The organism is Phyllobacterium sp. P5_D12 (genome assembly GCF_054049495.1).
Map to the genome: position 1 here is coordinate 1 of NZ_JBFUMG010000051.1, position 16,242 is coordinate 16,242.

The 16,242-nt window shown below is 58.3% G+C and carries 10 protein-coding genes, 1 pseudogene and 1 riboswitch; of the genes and pseudogenes, 8 read left to right on the forward strand and 3 right to left on the reverse strand.

Features of this window, described 5'->3' with window-relative positions; genetic code table 11:
* The 3 genes and pseudogenes from ACXJ5O_RS06080 to cysQ form a co-directional block, all read left to right on the forward strand.
* A pseudogene (locus tag ACXJ5O_RS06080) lies at positions 1-258 on the forward strand (sulfate adenylyltransferase subunit CysD); the annotation flags it as partial.
* Positions 258-2,207 carry a bifunctional sulfate adenylyltransferase/adenylyl-sulfate kinase NodQ gene (gene nodQ, locus ACXJ5O_RS06085; RefSeq protein WP_457299105.1) on the forward strand — a complete coding sequence of 650 codons (1,950 nt, stop codon included), beginning with the start codon at positions 258-260 and terminating at the stop codon, positions 2,205-2,207. The pseudogene ACXJ5O_RS06080 and the gene nodQ, both read left to right, overlap by 1 nt.
* Before the next feature lie 216 nt (positions 2,208-2,423).
* A complete protein-coding gene (cysQ, locus tag ACXJ5O_RS06090) occupies positions 2,424-3,227 on the forward strand; it encodes a 3'(2'),5'-bisphosphate nucleotidase CysQ (RefSeq protein ID WP_457299112.1) in 804 nt (267 codons plus the stop codon).
* On the opposite strand, the gene ACXJ5O_RS06095 is transcribed toward cysQ, so the two are convergent.
* Genes ACXJ5O_RS06095 through ACXJ5O_RS06105 form a run of 3 tightly spaced genes read right to left on the reverse strand, consistent with a single transcriptional unit; the run spans position 3,224 to position 5,991 of the window.
* A complete protein-coding gene (locus ACXJ5O_RS06095; protein WP_457299113.1) occupies positions 3,224-4,198 on the reverse strand; it encodes a FecCD family ABC transporter permease in 975 nt (324 codons plus the stop codon). The genes cysQ and ACXJ5O_RS06095 overlap by 4 nt on opposite strands.
* Before the next feature lie 39 nt (positions 4,199-4,237).
* Positions 4,238-5,185 carry an ABC transporter substrate-binding protein gene (locus ACXJ5O_RS06100; RefSeq protein ID WP_457299106.1) on the reverse strand — a complete coding sequence of 316 codons (948 nt, stop codon included), beginning with the start codon at positions 5,183-5,185 and terminating at the stop codon, positions 4,238-4,240.
* Entirely contained in the window at positions 5,185-5,991 is an 807-nt protein-coding gene (locus tag ACXJ5O_RS06105) for an ABC transporter ATP-binding protein (RefSeq protein ID WP_457299107.1), read from the reverse strand. Before ACXJ5O_RS06105 ends, ACXJ5O_RS06100 begins: the two co-directional genes overlap by 1 nt.
* Before the next feature lie 268 nt (positions 5,992-6,259).
* Positions 6,260-6,471: riboswitch (cobalamin riboswitch) on the reverse strand.
* Positions 6,472-7,009: 538 nt separating this feature from the next.
* Here ACXJ5O_RS06105 and ACXJ5O_RS06110 point away from each other — a divergent pair.
* The 5 genes from ACXJ5O_RS06110 to ACXJ5O_RS06130 all read left to right on the forward strand — a co-directional run.
* A complete protein-coding gene (locus tag ACXJ5O_RS06110; protein ID WP_457299108.1) occupies positions 7,010-10,345 on the forward strand; it encodes a transglutaminase family protein in 3,336 nt (1,111 codons plus the stop codon).
* A gap of 22 nt (positions 10,346-10,367) precedes the next feature.
* Positions 10,368-12,770, forward strand: a complete 2,403-nt coding sequence (locus ACXJ5O_RS06115) for a circularly permuted type 2 ATP-grasp protein (RefSeq protein ID WP_457299109.1) — start codon at positions 10,368-10,370, stop codon at positions 12,768-12,770.
* Between the two features lie 233 nt (positions 12,771-13,003).
* On the forward strand, positions 13,004-13,882 hold the full coding sequence (locus ACXJ5O_RS06120) for a transglutaminase family protein (RefSeq protein WP_271893117.1): 879 nt from the start codon (positions 13,004-13,006) through the stop codon (positions 13,880-13,882).
* A 169-nt stretch (positions 13,883-14,051) separates the two neighbouring features.
* Positions 14,052-15,218: a pyridoxamine--pyruvate transaminase gene (gene ppaT, locus ACXJ5O_RS06125; RefSeq protein WP_457299110.1), complete on the forward strand. Its 1,167-nt coding sequence runs from the start codon at positions 14,052-14,054 to the stop codon at positions 15,216-15,218.
* A gap of 13 nt (positions 15,219-15,231) precedes the next feature.
* The coding region (locus ACXJ5O_RS06130; protein WP_457299111.1) for an ABC transporter substrate-binding protein at positions 15,232-16,242 on the forward strand (1,011 nt) is incomplete at its 3' end.

A 16,242-nucleotide genomic window follows, 5' to 3' on the forward strand; every position in this document is an offset into this window, starting at 1 on the left:
GAGCGTGACGGCATGCTGATCATGCGCGATGATGAACGGATGCAACTGCTTCCCGGCGAAGTGCTCCAGCAGAAAATGGTGCGGTTCCGCACGCTTGGCTGCTATCCTCTGACGGGGGCTGTTGAGTCCGGCGCGGCAACCCTGCCGGAAATCGTCAGCGAAATGCTGGTCTCGCGCACCTCCGAGCGGCAGGGACGCATGATTGACAAGGACGAAGCGGGCTCCATGGAGAAGAAGAAGCGTGAGGGCTATTTCTGATGTCTAAGCTAGGACAGATCAAGATTTCGCCTGCAGCTTCAGCCGCCGCAGAAATCAACGCCTATATGGCCGAACAAGAGAAGAAATCGCTGCTGCGGTTTCTCACTTGCGGCTCAGTCGATGACGGCAAATCCACGCTCATCGGACGTCTGCTTTACGATACCAAGCTGATCTTCGAGGATCAGCTGGCAGCGCTGACCAAGGATAGCCGCAAGCACGGCACCAATGGCGAAGATATCGATTTCGCCCTGTTGGTCGACGGGCTGGAGGCTGAACGCGAGCAGGGCATCACCATCGACGTCGCCTATCGCTTCTTCTCGACGCCGAAGCGCAAGTTCATCGTCGCCGATACGCCTGGCCATGAACAGTACACGCGCAACATGGCGACCGGCGCTTCGACTGCGGACCTTGCAATCGTGCTGGTCGATGCGCGGCAGGGCATCCTGCGCCAGACGCGGCGCCACAGTTTCATCACGTCTCTGCTTGGCATTCGCAACATCATTCTTGCCGTCAACAAGATCGATCTCGTGGATTATTCGCAGGACGTGTTCGACAAGATTGTTGCGGATTATCAGGAGTTTGCGAGCAAACTCGGATTCAAGACAATACAGGCCATCCCGCTTTCGGCGCGCTTTGGCGACAATGTCATCGGGCCATCGGCCAACCTGCCCTGGTACAAGGGACCCGCGCTGCTGCAGCATCTGGAGAACGTGCCGTTGGAAAGCGCGGATGACGCACGTCCGTTCCGCTTTCCGGTTCAGTTCGTCAACCGGCCCAACCTCGACTTCCGCGGTTTTTCCGGCACCATTGCCTCGGGCCGCGTTGCGCCGGGCGACGAAGTCGTCGTTGCCAAATCCGGTAAGTCTTCGCGTGTCAAGCGTATCGTCACTTGGGACGGCGACCTCAAGTCTGCCGGCGAGGGAGAAGCGGTCACGATCGTTCTCGATGACGAGATCGAGGTTTCGCGCGGCAATATGCTGGTCGCGCCCGAAGCACGGCCTGACGTCGCGGACCAGTTCGCCGCCAACGTCGTGTGGTTCGCCGAGCATGCGCTGATCCCGGGACGGTCCTATATCCTGCGAACGGAGACCGATCAGGTCACGGCGACGATCACAGATCTCAAATATCGAATCGATATCAATAGTTTCGCCCAGGAAGCGGCCAAATCGCTTGACCTGAATGAAGTTGGCGTCGTCAATATCTCGACGCAGGTGCCAATCGCCTTCGACGCCTACAAGTCGAACCGCTCGACAGGGTCGTTCATCCTGATTGACCGCCTGACCAATGCGACGGTCGGCGCTGGCATGATCGACTTTGCGCTACGCCGTGCTTCCAACGTGCATTGGCAGGCGCTCGATGTCGACAAGGCATCGCGCGCCGCGCAAAAGGATCAGAAACCCGCGGTCGTCTGGTTCACCGGCCTATCGGGTTCCGGCAAATCGACGATCGCCAATCTGGTCGAGAAGCGCCTGTCGTCACTCGGCAAGCATACCTATATTCTCGATGGCGACAATGTCCGTCATGGCCTCAATCGTGATCTTGGCTTTACCGAAGAAGACCGCGTCGAGAACATCCGCCGTGTCGGCGAGGTGGCCAAGCTGATGGCAGACGCCGGATTGATCGTGCTCGTATCGTTCATTTCGCCATTCGCTTCCGAGCGCCGCATGGTACGCGAGCTGCTGGCTGAAGGTGAGTTCCTCGAGATCTTTGTCGATACGCCGTTTGAGGAGTGTGCGAAGCGCGATCCCAAGGGATTGTATGCCAAGGCACTGCGCGGCGAGATCAAGAACTTCACCGGCGTGGACTCGCCCTATGAAGCGCCTGAGCATCCGGAACTGCATTTGAAGACAATTGGCAGGACGACGGAAGAATTGGCGTCAGAGGTTGAAAAGCTTCTTGTAGAGCACGGTATTATCTTCAACTACGATCAAAGTTCGTGGTCGATTTAAGCTCTGGCTATCTCTCCCATTGCGGGAGAGAAAGGATTTTCCTGGATTTAGCTTCTTTGCTAAATCCTTGGAAAATCCAAGTGAGGGGGTAGTTAGTGAGGTAAATCCCCTCTCTTGCGATTTCTAGCACTTGAGCGAAGGGCTCAAGGTGCTGAAATCGCTTTCTCCCCCACAAGGGGGGAGATAAACAGCGCAATAACTGGAAATTCCGTGACAATGCTTTCGCAATTCAATTACTCCACTCTTCTCACGACCTTCGAATCCGCGGTGATTGCCGCTGGACGCGAAATTTTGCGCATTTACATAGAAGGCTGCGATGTCGCGTTGAAAGACGACAATTCGCCGGTCACGGCGGCAGACCGCGCGGCGGAAGTGATCATCCTGGATGCGCTGCGCCAGGCAACGCCCGATATTCCGATCGTGGCGGAGGAAGAGATTTCCGGCGGGCATGTGCCAGGTGATCTCGGCAACCGTTTTTATCTGGTTGATCCGCTCGATGGCACGCGCGAGTTCGTCAATCGCAATGGTGATTTCACTGTAAACATCGCCCTGATCGAAGACGGCGCTCCGGTGCTGGGCATCGTCTATGCTCCGGTACGCGGGTGGCTGTTTACCGGCGGCCCGAACGGTGCGCAGGAAGTGACCGTCGATTCCACCGGGAGCGTAACCACGCGCAACAGCATTTCGTGCCGGACTGCGCCGGAGGAAATGATTGCCGTCGCCAGCCGCTCACACCGTACGCCGGAAACTGACGAATACCTGAAGGATTTCGCTATCGCCGATTGCGTCTCGGTTGGCTCATCGATCAAGTTCGGGCTGTTGGCGCGGGGCGAAGCGGACATCTATCCGCGGCTCAGCCGTACAATGGAATGGGACACGGCGGCAGGTGACGCGGTTCTGCGCGCCGCGGGCGGGATCACACTTACGCTGGATGGCAAGCCGCTGACCTATGGCCGCCGCAACCAGGCCAATGATGCAGACTTCGCCAATCCAAGCTTTGTGGCACGCGGAAGGCTCTAGCCCTGCCGCTTCCTTAACAGCAGCGTCACCACAAAAAACGCACCGACGGAGCTCGTAACGATGCCGATCGGCAGTTCCTGCGGTGCGAGCAGGAGCCGTGCGGCAAAGTCGCTCAGGAGAATCAATATTGCGCCGAGCAGTGCGCAGGTGAGGATCAGGCCCGCATGAAGCTGACCGGCAAAACGCCGGGCGATGTGCGGAATCATCAGGCCGACAAAACCGATGACGCCTGCGACCGAAACGAAGATCGCCGTTGAAAATGCGCAGACGATGAAGACTGTGTTGCGCGTGCGGTTGACGCGGACGCCCAAGCTTTCCGCCGTATTTTCGCCGGCGAGAAACGCATCAAGGTTGCGGTGGTTATAGAGCGCGTGGATGAGAATTGCGGTGAGGCCAAGCAATGCCAGCGGCAGGTTTTCCCAGCGCGCGAGGCCGAGCCCTCCAAGCGTCCAGAACAGGACGGAATGGGCGGCGCGCTGATCGCCGGAGAACACCATGTAGTTGGTGAGCGCGGCAAACAGGAACGAGACGGCAAGGCCCGCAAGGATCATGCGTTCCGGCCCCTGACCCTGTACGCGCCGTACAAGCAATAGCACAATGATCGCAGCGAGCATGCCGCCGCAGAATGCAGCGATCGGCAGCGTCCAGATGCCGAAGCGGTCGCCGAAAATGCTGATCACCGAAACCGCACCGGCTGCGGCACCCGAAGATAGCCCGAACAGGAATGGGTCGGCGAGATCGTTGCGCGTTACCGTCTGCAACATCGCGCCGACAATGCCGAGCCCAGCGCCGACGCAGATGGCCAGTATGACGCGCGGCAAGCGCAGATCGACGATAATACGCTCGATTGGTATCGTGGTGCTAAGGTCGCTGAAACCAGCCGCATGGGCGAAGGCATTCAGAACATCACTCAACGGTATGACAGTCGAGCCATAGGCGATGGAAAGCACGGCAAGGGCAATGACCAGCATCACCCCTGCCACGAGCGAAATGTGGTGTCTGGCTTGCACTCAGAAAGCTTCCGGATGCATGGCCTTGGCGATCTTTCCGATGGCTTCGATATTGGCCGGACCGGGCGTGAGCTCGGCATAGCGCAGTGCCACGAAACGCTCATTCTTCACCGCATCGGTTTCCTTCATCGCTGGATGCGCTTTGAGGAAATCGAGCAGCTTCTGATAGCCTGCACCATCCTGATAATCGAGCAGGATAAGGAATTGCGGGTTGCGCGCCGCGACGGTTTCCCATGACGTCGTGCCCCAACTCGTCTCCATGTCTGACATGATGTTGGTACCGCCTGCTTCGCTGATGAGTGCCGTCGGCATTGCGAACTTGCCTGCGGTGAAGGGCTTGTCCTCGCCGGAATCATAAAGAAAAACACGGGTTTCGCCGCTGCTGTTGATTCTCTTTTTGATCTCCGCGAGCTGTGTCTTCCAGGCCGAAACCAGTACCTCGGCCTGCTGCTCCTTGCCGAAAATCTTGCCGAGTTTTGTTATGTCACCATAGAGCAGATCCATCGAGGCGGCGGGGCGATTCTTGTCGAGGTGCACGCAGCTCTCGGTCAAGACGAGGGTCTTGATGCCGTAGGGCGCTAGCGTATCCGGTGTCACATCACCGCCGGGTTTCATCCCATAGTACCAGCCGGCAAAGAAGAAATCGGGGTTGGCGGCGACGAGGTTTTCTATCGTCGGTTCCTTGGAGGCGAGCTCCGGGATTTGACCAAGCTGTTTCCTGAAGGCGTCATCCACCTTGTACCAACCTGTGATGCCGGTCACACCGGCCATTGACGATTGCAGGTCGAGTGCAAAGGCCATCTCGCTCATATTAAGATCCTGGATCACGGCTCGTTTTGGCGCGGCATCGAAAGTCAGTGGTTTGCCGCAATTGTCCACAGTGACGGGAAATGCGAAAGCGGTCGTCGAGACTACGGTCAGTGCGAGGGCAAGAATTGTCTTTTTCATCAAATGCTCCGTACGTAGAGATGGACTGATAGGGATGGTTCTGGCGTCTCGAACACCATGAGGTCGCGGTTCTGCGATGGATGGCGCAAGCGCAAAACGTCTAGATTGAAGACGTCGCCGACAACCCGAGGCGTCAGCGTTTCATCGGGGGTGCCGGTGGCCACTACCCGGGCGTTATGCATGACCGCGACGTGCGTTGCAAAAGGCGCGACCAACGGCAGATCGTGCAGGACCGCGATCGTCGTCACGTCCAGTCCGGCGACCAGTGACAGCAACTCGCTGCGCGCCCTGGGGTCGAGATGGTTGGTTGGTTCATCAAGGAAAAGCACGGCCGGTTGTTGGGCAATGGCCCGCGCCAACTGTACGCGCTGACGCTCGCCGCCCGATAGCGATCCGATGGCGCGTCGCGAAAACTGCGCGATCTTCGCGCGATGCAGGGCTTCAACGACGATCTCGCGTTCCCGTGCCTTGGTAAAGGCGCCAATATGCGGAATACGGCCGAGAGAGACATAGTCTTCGACGGAAAGCTGCAGCTCCGGCGTGTCGGTCTGGCCGACAAAGGCAAACTGCCGGGCACGCTCAAGCGGTGTCAAATGGCTGACGCTTTTGCCACGGAGCGTGATATCGCCGAAAGCCGGCTGGAGAAGACCTGCCAGCATGCGTAACAAGGTCGACTTGCCGGCGCCGTTCGGTCCGATAATCGCCAAACGTGCACCGCATTCGATCGTCAAGGATGCCTTGTCGACCAGGGTCTCGCTGGCGATGCGATAAGTCACCTCGGCGGCGTTGAGCACGATATGACTCATGAGTGAAGTCCTCCGGATGCTGAAACGCGGCAAAAGCCGTAGCGCGCAGCTGTTCCAATACGTAATGTTATAACATATGTAAAGAGAGGCAATGCGCTGAAAGCAAGAACTGGCCTGACGCGGGAAAAAATCTTTGGGGTGCTCATTCCCGTCCATCTGCTAGCGACGGGATCAGGGAACGGACAATGTAGCCATCAGGCACGGACCCGCGAAAGGGGGCCGTTGCAGCGGGAAACATCGCATCGCTCCCGGCACACCCCGTCCGGTTCGAATTTCAGTATTGATGGCAGGTCTCCTGGCTCGCGGGTCTCGGTTTGGCCCGGCCTTCCCGGTTTTCACCAGTGGCGCTATTGAGCCTCACTCACCGCTTACAGTTGCGGGGGCAGCCACGGTCTCGGTCCCTTTTGGGTACGCCTCACCGTGTTCCCTTTTCATCTCCAGCGTTGTCTTGCCGGAGAAACCATCGGTGACGATCATTAGTGGAAAAAGCACCCAAAGCAATCCGTTTATTAAACGATGGATCAGTCAAATGCAGATACCGCTTGGAAAAATAGAGGGAAATGCTATGTTTTGTCTTGGAGTGAGAGGCAAGCTTTCGCCTGCCTCTCTTTTCCTGGTTTGCTGAAATAGGACCCGGATCGTGACTTGCCAGCCAGTCCGGGTCTTTTTCAATTCCAGGGTGATACGCAGTGGTAGAAACCACATAGCGTCACCTCCTGTCTTGCGAGCAAGGCCCTTGCCCTAGGTCGGAGAGGCCTATCGCCTCCGATACACCGGTTGGCACGGTGTTTTCTGCTTCACTCACAAAACGCGACAAAGGTGACTGTGATCGTCTTGGCGGCAACGAATGCAGAGTTGCATTCGTCAGGTCGTGGCGGCCTTCCAAGCTGTGTGGCCAAGCCCGTTTATGCGGCAACGGTCTGATGTGCTAAAATAATTGGCAGGGACATTTAACAAAGGCGTGGAGTAGGCTACGGTTCTTCGGGGACAAGCATTTCAGAAAAAAATTTGAGGCGACATGGCAATTCACGCAGCAGTCTATCATCTGACCCATTACAAATATGACCGCCCGATCATGCTCGGGCCGCAAGTGATCCGCCTGCAACCTGCGCCTCATTCCCGGACCAAAGTTCTCAGCCATTCGTTGAAGGTCAGTCCGGCCAATCATTTCGTCAATCTGCAGCAGGACCCCTACGGCAATTTCCTGGCGCGCTTCGTTTTCCCGGAGCCGGTGACGGAACTCAAGATCGAAGTCGATCTCATCGCCGACATGACGGTCTACAATCCATTCGACTTTTTCGTAGAACCCGTCGCCGAGACCTGGCCCTTCGCTTACCCCGACGACATAAAGGATGACCTCTCGATCTATCTGAAACCGGAGCCGATCGGCCCGTTGCTCTCGAATTTTCTTGCGACCGTCGATCGCACGCCGACAAACACCGTGAATTTCGTCGTGGATCTCAATGCGCGTATCCAGCGCGAAGTTGGCTATGTCATTCGAATGGAAACCGGTGTGCAGGAGCCGGAAGTGACGCTGGACGTCCGCACGGGTTCCTGCCGCGATTCGAGCTGGCTTCTGGCGCAGGCGTTACGCCATCTTGGTCTCGCGGCGCGGTTTGTTTCCGGTTATCTGATCCAGTTGAAGCCCGATCTTGTTTCGCTGGACGGGCCCGCCGGCACGAGCCAGGATTTCACCGATCTTCATGCCTGGTGCGAGGTCTATCTGCCGGGTGCAGGCTGGATCGGCCTCGATCCGACATCCGGTCTGTTGACTGGCGAGAGCCACGTACCCCTTGCTGCCACACCGCATTATCGCAATGCGGCTCCGATCTCCGGCATGGCGGAACCCGCGAATGTCGAATTCGGCTTCGATATGCGTGTAACACGCGTCTCCGAACACCCGCGCATCACCAAGCCATTCTCCGATGAATCCTGGACAGCGCTGGATGCACTCGGTGAAAAGGTGGACGCGTTTCTCAAAGAGCGCGACGTGCGCCTGACGATGGGCGGCGAGCCGACATTCGTATCGATCGACGATTTCGAATCCGGCGAGTGGAATACCGATGCTGTCGGCCCGACCAAACGCGAGAAGGCCGACAAGCTCATCCGCCGGCTGCGCGAGCGTTTCGCTCCGGGCGGGTTCCTGCATTACGGGCAGGGGAAGTGGTATCCCGGCGAAAGCCTTCCGCGCTGGACGTTCTCGCTCTACTGGCGCAAGGACGGCAAGCCGATCTGGGTCAATCCGGATCTGATTGCAGCCGAGAACAGCGTGGCAAAGATCCAACCGGACGATGCGGGCAAGCTTCTGACCGGCATGGCCGAGGTGCTCGGCGTCGAGAACGAGATGGTCACGCCTGCCTACGAAGACCCGGCCGAATGGATCGTCAAGGAAGGCAATCTGCCTGCCAACGTCGATCCCTCTAATTCCAAGCTCAAGGACCCGGAAGAGCGCAGTCGCATGGCCCGCGTCTTCGAGCGCGGCTTGACGGAACCGACAGGCTTTGTTCTCCCCGTGCAGCGCTGGAACAGCCAGGCTGCCGCAGGGCCGCGCTGGCGTAGCGAGAAATGGACAACGCGCCGTGGCAAGCTTTTTCTGGTGCCGGGTGATTCGCCCGTTGGTTATCGCCTGCCGCTCGGCTCCTTGCCGCACGTTCCCCCATCTGAATATCCGTTTATCGTGCCGGTAGACCCATCTGTCGAGCGCGGTCCTTTGCCGGATTCGGTTGCTCAGCCTGGAGCGGCTCCCCGAAACGCGCCGCAGACTGTGGCCTCGTTCACTGCGGCCGAGGGCACCCAGCAGGAGCGTATCGAACAGGAGCTCGGTGAAATCGGCGGCGCGGTGCGCACGGCCATTTCGGTTGAACCGCGCAATGGGCGATTGAGCGTTTTCATGCCGCCGGTGGAGGCACTGGAGGACTATCTCGAACTTGTGGGCGCGGCGGAAGCTGCCGCGGCAAGCCTGGGCCTGCCGGTCCATATCGAAGGTTACGGGCCTCCGCAGGACCCTCGCATTAATGTCATTCGCGTTGCGCCAGATCCCGGTGTCATCGAGGTGAATATTCACCCGGCGTCGAACTGGCGCGAATGCGTCGAGATAACGACGGYGATCTATGAAGAGGCGCGGCAGACTCGGCTTGGAGCCGACAAGTTCATGATCGACGGTCGCCATACCGGTACAGGCGGMGGCAATCACGTGGTGGTCGGCGGCGAAACGCCGAACAATAGTCCGTTTTTGCGCCGGCCTGATCTGCTGAAAAGCCTCGTTTTACATTGGCAGCGTCACCCGTCACTGTCCTATCTGTTCTCGGGGATGTTTATCGGGCCGACCAGCCAGGCGCCGCGTTTCGATGAAGCGCGCCATGACAGTCTTTACGAGCTCGAGATCGCGATGGCGCAGGTGCCTTTACCCGGCAAGGGTACGCCGCCGCTGCCTTGGCTCGTCGACCGCCTGTTCCGCAATCTGCTGGTCGATGTGACGGGCAATACACATCGCTCGGAAATATGCATCGACAAGCTGTTTTCTCCCGATGGTCCGACCGGAAGGCTTGGCCTGGTCGAGTTTCGCGGATTCGAGATGCCGCCCAATGCCCGTATGAGCCTCGCGCAGCAATTGCTGGTGCGGGCATTGATCGCGCGGTTCTGGAACACGCCGGTAGAGGGGAGTTTTGTGCGCTGGGGCACCACGTTGCATGACCGTTTCATGCTGCCGGCCTTCGTCTGGCAGGACTTTCTGGATGTTTTGGCCGATCTGCGCCAGAACGGCTTTGATTTCCGCCCGGAATGGTTCGAGGCGCAACTCGAATTCCGCTTTCCGTTCTGCGGTGAAATCGAGAATGAAGGCGTCAAGCTTGAACTGCGCCAGGCGCTGGAACCATGGCACGTCATGGGGGAACAGGGCGCGATTGGCGGTACGGTGCGTTTCGTCGATAGCTCAGTCGAGCGGCTGCAAGTCAAAGTCGAAGGCTTCAATCCTGCCCGCCACAGCGTCGCCTGCAATGGGCGCGAAGTGCCGCTGAAAATGACCGACGTGCAAGGCACCGCCGTTGCCGGTGTCCGTTACAAGGCGTGGCAGCCGCGATCCGGTCTCCACCCGATGATCCCGGTCAATACGCCACTGGTGTTCGACCTCTACGATCAGTGGTCGGGACGTGCTATCGGCGGTTGCGTCTATCATGTCGCACATCYGGGCGGGCGCAGCTATGATACGTTTCCGGTGAATTCAAACGAGGCGGAAGCACGCAGGCTTACCCGGTTTGAGCCGCGCGGGCACACGGCTGGAGCTTACGAGCTCAGAAGGGAACAGCCCGCAGCGGAGTTTCCGATGACACTTGATCTGCGAAGGCCGCGGGTATGAACACAGGTATCGAAAAGCGACGATGTCAAAGGTGAGCCAAGCTCCATCCCTCGCAAGTTCCGGCCTGCTTGCAAGCTATAAGCCCCTGCCTGGTGTAGCCGACGAGATGATCGATCCATCGGGCGCGGTGCGGCCGGGCTGGGAAACACTGCTCCATACGCTCGACCAGATTGGTCCTGAAAAGCTCGCGACTCGCTTTGCCCGCGCCAACCAGTACTTGCTCGATGCCGGTGTGTTTTACCGCGTCTACGATGAGAACGGCACGCAGGAACGCGAGTGGCCACTGGCGCATATACCGATTCTGATCAATGAGGCGGATTGGCAGACAATCACTGCCGGTCTCACACAGCGAGCCGACCTCCTGGAGGAAATCGTCGCGGATATCTATGGCGAGACCAAGTTGATCCGCGATGGAGTATTGCCGCCGGATCTGATTGCGTCCAATCCGGAATTCCTGCATCCGCTGGCAGGCGTAAAACCGGCGAGCGGCCATTTCCTGCATTTCTGCGCATTCGAACTTGGGCGTGCGCCTGATGGCCGGTGGTGGGTGCTGGGTGATCGCACACAGGCAGCTTCCGGTGCCGGTTTCGCGCTCGAGAACAGGGTGGCGACGACACGCGCACTTTCAGATATTTCCGGCGCAATGAACGTTCACCGTCTGGCGGGGTTCTTCAAGGATTTCCGCGATTCGCTGCAGAGCCTCGTCACCGATCCACAGGGACGTGCCGCGATTCTGACGCCTGGACCCAACAACGAGACCTATTTCGAACATGCCTATATTGCCCGGTATCTCGGCTTCATGCTTCTGGAAGGCGATGATCTGACAGTCAGCAAGGGCAGGGTGATGGTGCGCACTGTCTCGGGTCTCAAGCCTATAGACGTTTTATGGCGGCGCATGGATGCCGCCTATATGGACCCGCTCGAGCTTAAAACCGACTCGTGGATCGGCACGCCCGGCATTGTCGGCGCACTCCGTCAGCAATCGGTCTCGCTGGTCAACGCGCTCGGCTCCGGGATACTCGAAACGCGTGCTCTTCTGGCGTTTCTGCCGGCAATTTCCAAGGCGCTGCATAATCGCGATCTCGCGCTCCCAAGCATCGCCACCTGGTGGTGCGGGCAGGAAAAGGAACGCAAGCATGTGATGGACCGGCTGGACCAGATGATGGTTGGCCCGGCACTTTCGACGCGCCTTCCTTTCGAGGATGTGGACGCGACAATGCTTGGCTCATCACTCGATGCCGATGCGAGGGCCGCGCTTCTCGCCCGGCTGGAGAAGGACGGACGCGGACTGGTCGGCCAGGAAAAAGTCAAGCTTTCGACCACACCAGTGTATGTCAATGGCAAGCTGGAACCGCGGCCATTCGTGCTGCGTGTTTTTGCGGCGCGCCACAAGGACGGCTGGAGCTTCATGCCTGGCGGCTTTGCCCGGGTTGGACGTACGATGGACACCGCGGCGATTGCCATGCAGCGGGGTGGGCAGGCTGCCGATGTCTGGATCACAAGCAGTGGATCCGTTCCCAAGGATACATTGCTGCCACGCGAGGACGACACATTCCGGCGTAATGTGCCGGGCACGCTACCTAGCCGCGCTGCTGAAAATTTGATGTGGATGGGGCGCTACATCGAGCGCGCTGAAGGTACAGCGCGTATCCTGCGCGCCTGCCATGCACGCTATGCTGAAGCGGCGAACATGGAAATTCCGCTGCTAGTGGAAATGCGCGCCTACCTGAAGCCGCTTGGCGTCAATCTAGATACGGCAATTCCAAAGGGGTTACAGCGCTCCATTGACGGCGCCATGCTGAGTGCAGGCCGCGTCCGCGACCGATTCTCGCCCGATGGCTGGCTGGCATTGCGCGACCTGTCCAAGACGATTCACCGTTTTAACGATGCGGTTTCGCCGGGCGATGACGCCACGCGTGCCATGACGATTATCCTGCGCAAGCTTGCCGGGTTCTCTGGCCTTGTGCATGAAAACATGTATCGTTTCACAGGATGGCGCTTCCTCGAAATCGGCCGCCGCCTGGAGCGTGGCATCCAGATGACGCGCATTCTGGCGACGCTGTCGCGGGATGATGCGGCCGAGGGTGCGCTGGAAATGCTGCTCGAGATCGGCGACAGTGTCATGACCCATCGGCGCCAGTACAGCGTCTATTCGGGCCGTCTCAGCGTGCTTGACCTCCTGGGGCTGGATCCACTCAATCCGCGCTCGATCATCTTCCAGCTTGACGCGCTTAAGACGGAGTTTGGTCTGCTGCCGGCGCGTGATGCGGACACTCACATGCCTCAATTTTCCAAGGAAGTGCTGCGCCTGCATACGGAGCTTGCGATTATGGAGGCAAACGAACTCACGCCTGAGAAGCTCGAGACGATAGAATTCGAATTGGGCAATCTTTCCAATATGATTTCCGACACCTATTTCGCCTGAAGATAGTGCTGGTTATCTCTCCCCTTGCGGGAGAGAAAGGATTTTCCTGGATTTAGCCTCTTTGCTAAATCCTTGGAAAATCGCAAGAGAGGGGGTAGTTAGTGAAGCAAATCCCCTCTCTTGCGATTTCTAGCACTTAGCAAAGAAGCTAAGATGCTGAAATCGCTTTCTCCCCCACAAGGGGGGAGATAAATCAGCGCCTTCCATTGTTTGCAAGGTAAGAAAACAGTTACATGCTCTACAATATCCGCCTTCATCTTCACTACGACTACGAGCGGTCCGCTGCGGGTGGGCGGCACCACATCCGGGTCATGCCGCAGGCGATGCCCGGCATTCAACGCATTGTCGCCTCCAGCCTCTCGTTCGATCCGGTTTCGGCGGAGCGCTCCGAGTTTACGGACTTTTTCTCCACCAGCGTGACGTCGATCGTCTATCGCAATCCGCACGAGACGCTGGATGTGACGATGATGGCACGGGTGAATGTGACGCGGCCGCAGAACATGCTCGATGTTTCGCCCGATCTTGCCGGACTTCGGAAGGAGATACGCAGCGTCTGGTCGATTGCCGCCGATGCGCCGCACCATTTCCTGGCCACGAGCGCTCATGCAGCGATCGACCCGGATATCACGGCCTACGCCGCGCAAAGCCTTGTCGATGCGCGKACGGTCATGGAGGTGGTCAATGATCTCAACAAGCGCATCCATGCGGACTTCACCTATGACGGTGATGCGACAGACGTGCGCACGACCGCGCGTCAGGCGTTCGATCTTAAGGCGGGTGTGTGCCAGGATTTCAGCCACGTGATGATTGCAGGGCTGCGCGGACTGGGCATTCCGGCCGGTTACGTCAGCGGTTTTCTGCGAACAATCCCGCGGCCAGGCAAGGAGCGGCTGGAGGGCGCTGACGCGATGCACGCCTGGGTGCGCGCATGGTGCGGACGGGAAGCCGGATGGCAGGAGTTGGATCCGACCAACAATATGGTTGCGGGGAACGATCACATCACCATTGGCTATGGCCGCGACTACTCCGATGTGTCACCCATTGTGGGCGTGCTCAAGACAAGCGGCTCGCAAAAAGGCAAACAGTCTGTCGATGTGATCCCGCTGGAGTGAGGTGATGGCAGGAATCATTGTGCGTGGTTCGACAAGTCACCATGAGGGATGCTGTGTATCGCAGGGAGATTACACTGCAACATCACCGATTGGCTTGCAAACCAGCCCACTTCCCTCATGGTGAGCTTGTCGAACCACGCACAATGAATTTGCTGACCGGATAAAATGATTGAAACGGTTTTTCTTGGTTTCTGGAAATCCCGAGAATATGGTCTGCACCATGCTTCCCATTCCGCCCCTGATGCTCACCACTGGTCCCGTTCCTGCCTATCCTGAAGTCCTTGCGGCGCTGGGATCGCCGGTGCTCTATGACTATCACCCGGCATTTCAAATCTTCTATGCGGACGTCACCGAAAAGCTGCGTCAGGCGCTTCGCTGCGACATTGCTCCGGTGATCATGCAGGGTGAGGCTATTCTTGGTATCGAGGCGGCGGCAGGCGCATTGATTTCAAAAAACGATGTCGTCCTCAATCTTGTTTCCGGTGCTTACGGCAAGGGTTTTGCCATCTGGGCATCACGGTATGGCAAGGAAGTCATCGAGCTCGCTGTACCCTATGATGATGTCATCGATCCGCAGGCGGTTCGCGAGGCGCTAGGAAACCGGCCCGACATCTCGGTTGTGGCGGTATGCCACCACGATACGCCGTCCGGCACGCTCAATCCTTTGCACGAAATCGGTGCGATCGTCGCCGAACATGGTGCGTACCTCATTGTCGATGCCGTGTCATCCTTCGGCGGCATGAACGTGCACCCACAGGAAGCGCATGCCGATATCTTCATCACGTCGCCGTCGAAATGTCTTGGCAGCACGCCGGGTCTTAGCCTCGTTGCGGTCAGCGAACGCGCCTGGGCGAAAATCGAAGCCAATCCGGACGCGCCAGTGGGCTCGTTCCTGAGCCTCCTTGCCTGGAAGGATGCGTCGGAAGCTGGAAAGCCTTTTCCGGTTACACCTTCCATTGGCGAGATTTATGCGCTGAACGCCGCGCTCGACCGTTATGTGGAGGAGGGCCCCGAAAACGTGTGGGCCCGCCATGCGCTGACCGCGGCGATCACGCGAAAGGGCCTGTTCGAGCTCGGGCTGCCCTTGTGGCCAAAGGAAGAAGCTTTCTGCTCTCCTACGGCGACCGTTTTCAAGGTGCCCGAAAACATCAGCGATGTGGCGCTACGCGATCGCCTGTTGCACGACCATGGCATTCTTGTCTCGCTCGGACGCGGGGAGACGGCGGGCAAGGTGCTCCGTGTTGGCCATATGGGCGCTTCGRCACAGCCTGACTTCGCTCGACAATTCATTGCCGCGTTGAGCGGGATTCTATCCGAACCTTTTTCTGTCGATTGAGAGGATTGCAACAATGTCCCGTATCCTGTTGAACAGGCGGAGTTTTCTCGCGACGACCGCGAGTGCCGGAGCGATGATGGTTCTGCCCGAATGGGCTCGTGCGCAGACTGCTACGCCTGTAAAAGGCGGACGTCTCGTCGTTGCCGGGGATAGCGAACCGGCAAATCTCAATCCCGCCATCGTCGCTTCAAATGGTGTGTTCTTCGTTGCCAGCAAGGTCATCGAGCCGCTGGCCGAGCAGTCCTATGATGGAAAGGATGGTCTTGATCCGCGACTTGCAACCTCATGGGAGGGATCGGCCGATGGACTCACCGCGACGTTCAAGCTGCGCGAAGGGGTCACCTGGCACGACGGCAAGCCATTCACCTCAGCGGATGTGGCGTTTTCGGCACTGGAGGTCTGGAAGAAGCTGCAGAATCTGGGGCGGGTGGTATTCAAGAACCTCGAAAGTGTCGCGACGCCGGACGATCACACCGTTGTCTTCAAATTTTCACACCCGACGCCATTCCAGCTGATCCGCAACGCCCTGCCTGTGGTCACCTCGGTCGTGCCAAAGCACCTTTATGAGGGCACGGATATTGCCAAGAATCCGGCCAATCAAAAACTGGTCGGCACCGGGCCATTCAAGTTTGGCGAATACAAGCCCGGCGAATATTACCTGCTCAAGCGCAACGACGCCTATTGGGAGAAGAACGAGCCGCTTGTCGACGAGATTGTCTATCAGTTCCTGCCAGATCGTGCGGCGGCAGGTAATGCGCTCGAAGCCGAGGAGATCCAGCTGGCCGCATTCTCCGCCGTGCCGCTCGCGGACCTCGAACGCATCTCCAAGGTACCAGGGCTGAAGGTGTACTCTAACGGTTATGAAGGACTTACCTATCAGTTGATTGTCGAAATCAACCATCGCCGCAAGGAACTCGCTGACGTCAAAGTGCGTCAGGCACTAGCGCATGCGATCGATCATGATTTTGTCGTCAAGACGATCTTCCTTGGCTACGCGAAGTCCTCGACGGGACCGGTGCCAGCC

Coding starts and splice junctions, on each gene's coding strand:
- nodQ (WP_457299105.1), top strand. CDS start 258: ATGTCTAAGCTAGGACAGATCAAGATTTCGCCTGCAGCTTCAGCCGCC.
- cysQ (WP_457299112.1), top strand. CDS start 2,424: ATGCTTTCGCAATTCAATTACTCCACTCTTCTCACGACCTTCGAATCC.
- ACXJ5O_RS06095 (WP_457299113.1), bottom strand. CDS start 4,198: ATGCTGGTCATTGCCCTTGCCGTGCTTTCCATCGCCTATGGCTCGACT.
- ACXJ5O_RS06100 (WP_457299106.1), bottom strand. CDS start 5,185: ATGAAAAAGACAATTCTTGCCCTCGCACTGACCGTAGTCTCGACGACC.
- ACXJ5O_RS06105 (WP_457299107.1), bottom strand. CDS start 5,991: ATGAGTCATATCGTGCTCAACGCCGCCGAGGTGACTTATCGCATCGCC.
- ACXJ5O_RS06115 (WP_457299109.1), top strand. CDS start 10,368: ATGTCAAAGGTGAGCCAAGCTCCATCCCTCGCAAGTTCCGGCCTGCTT.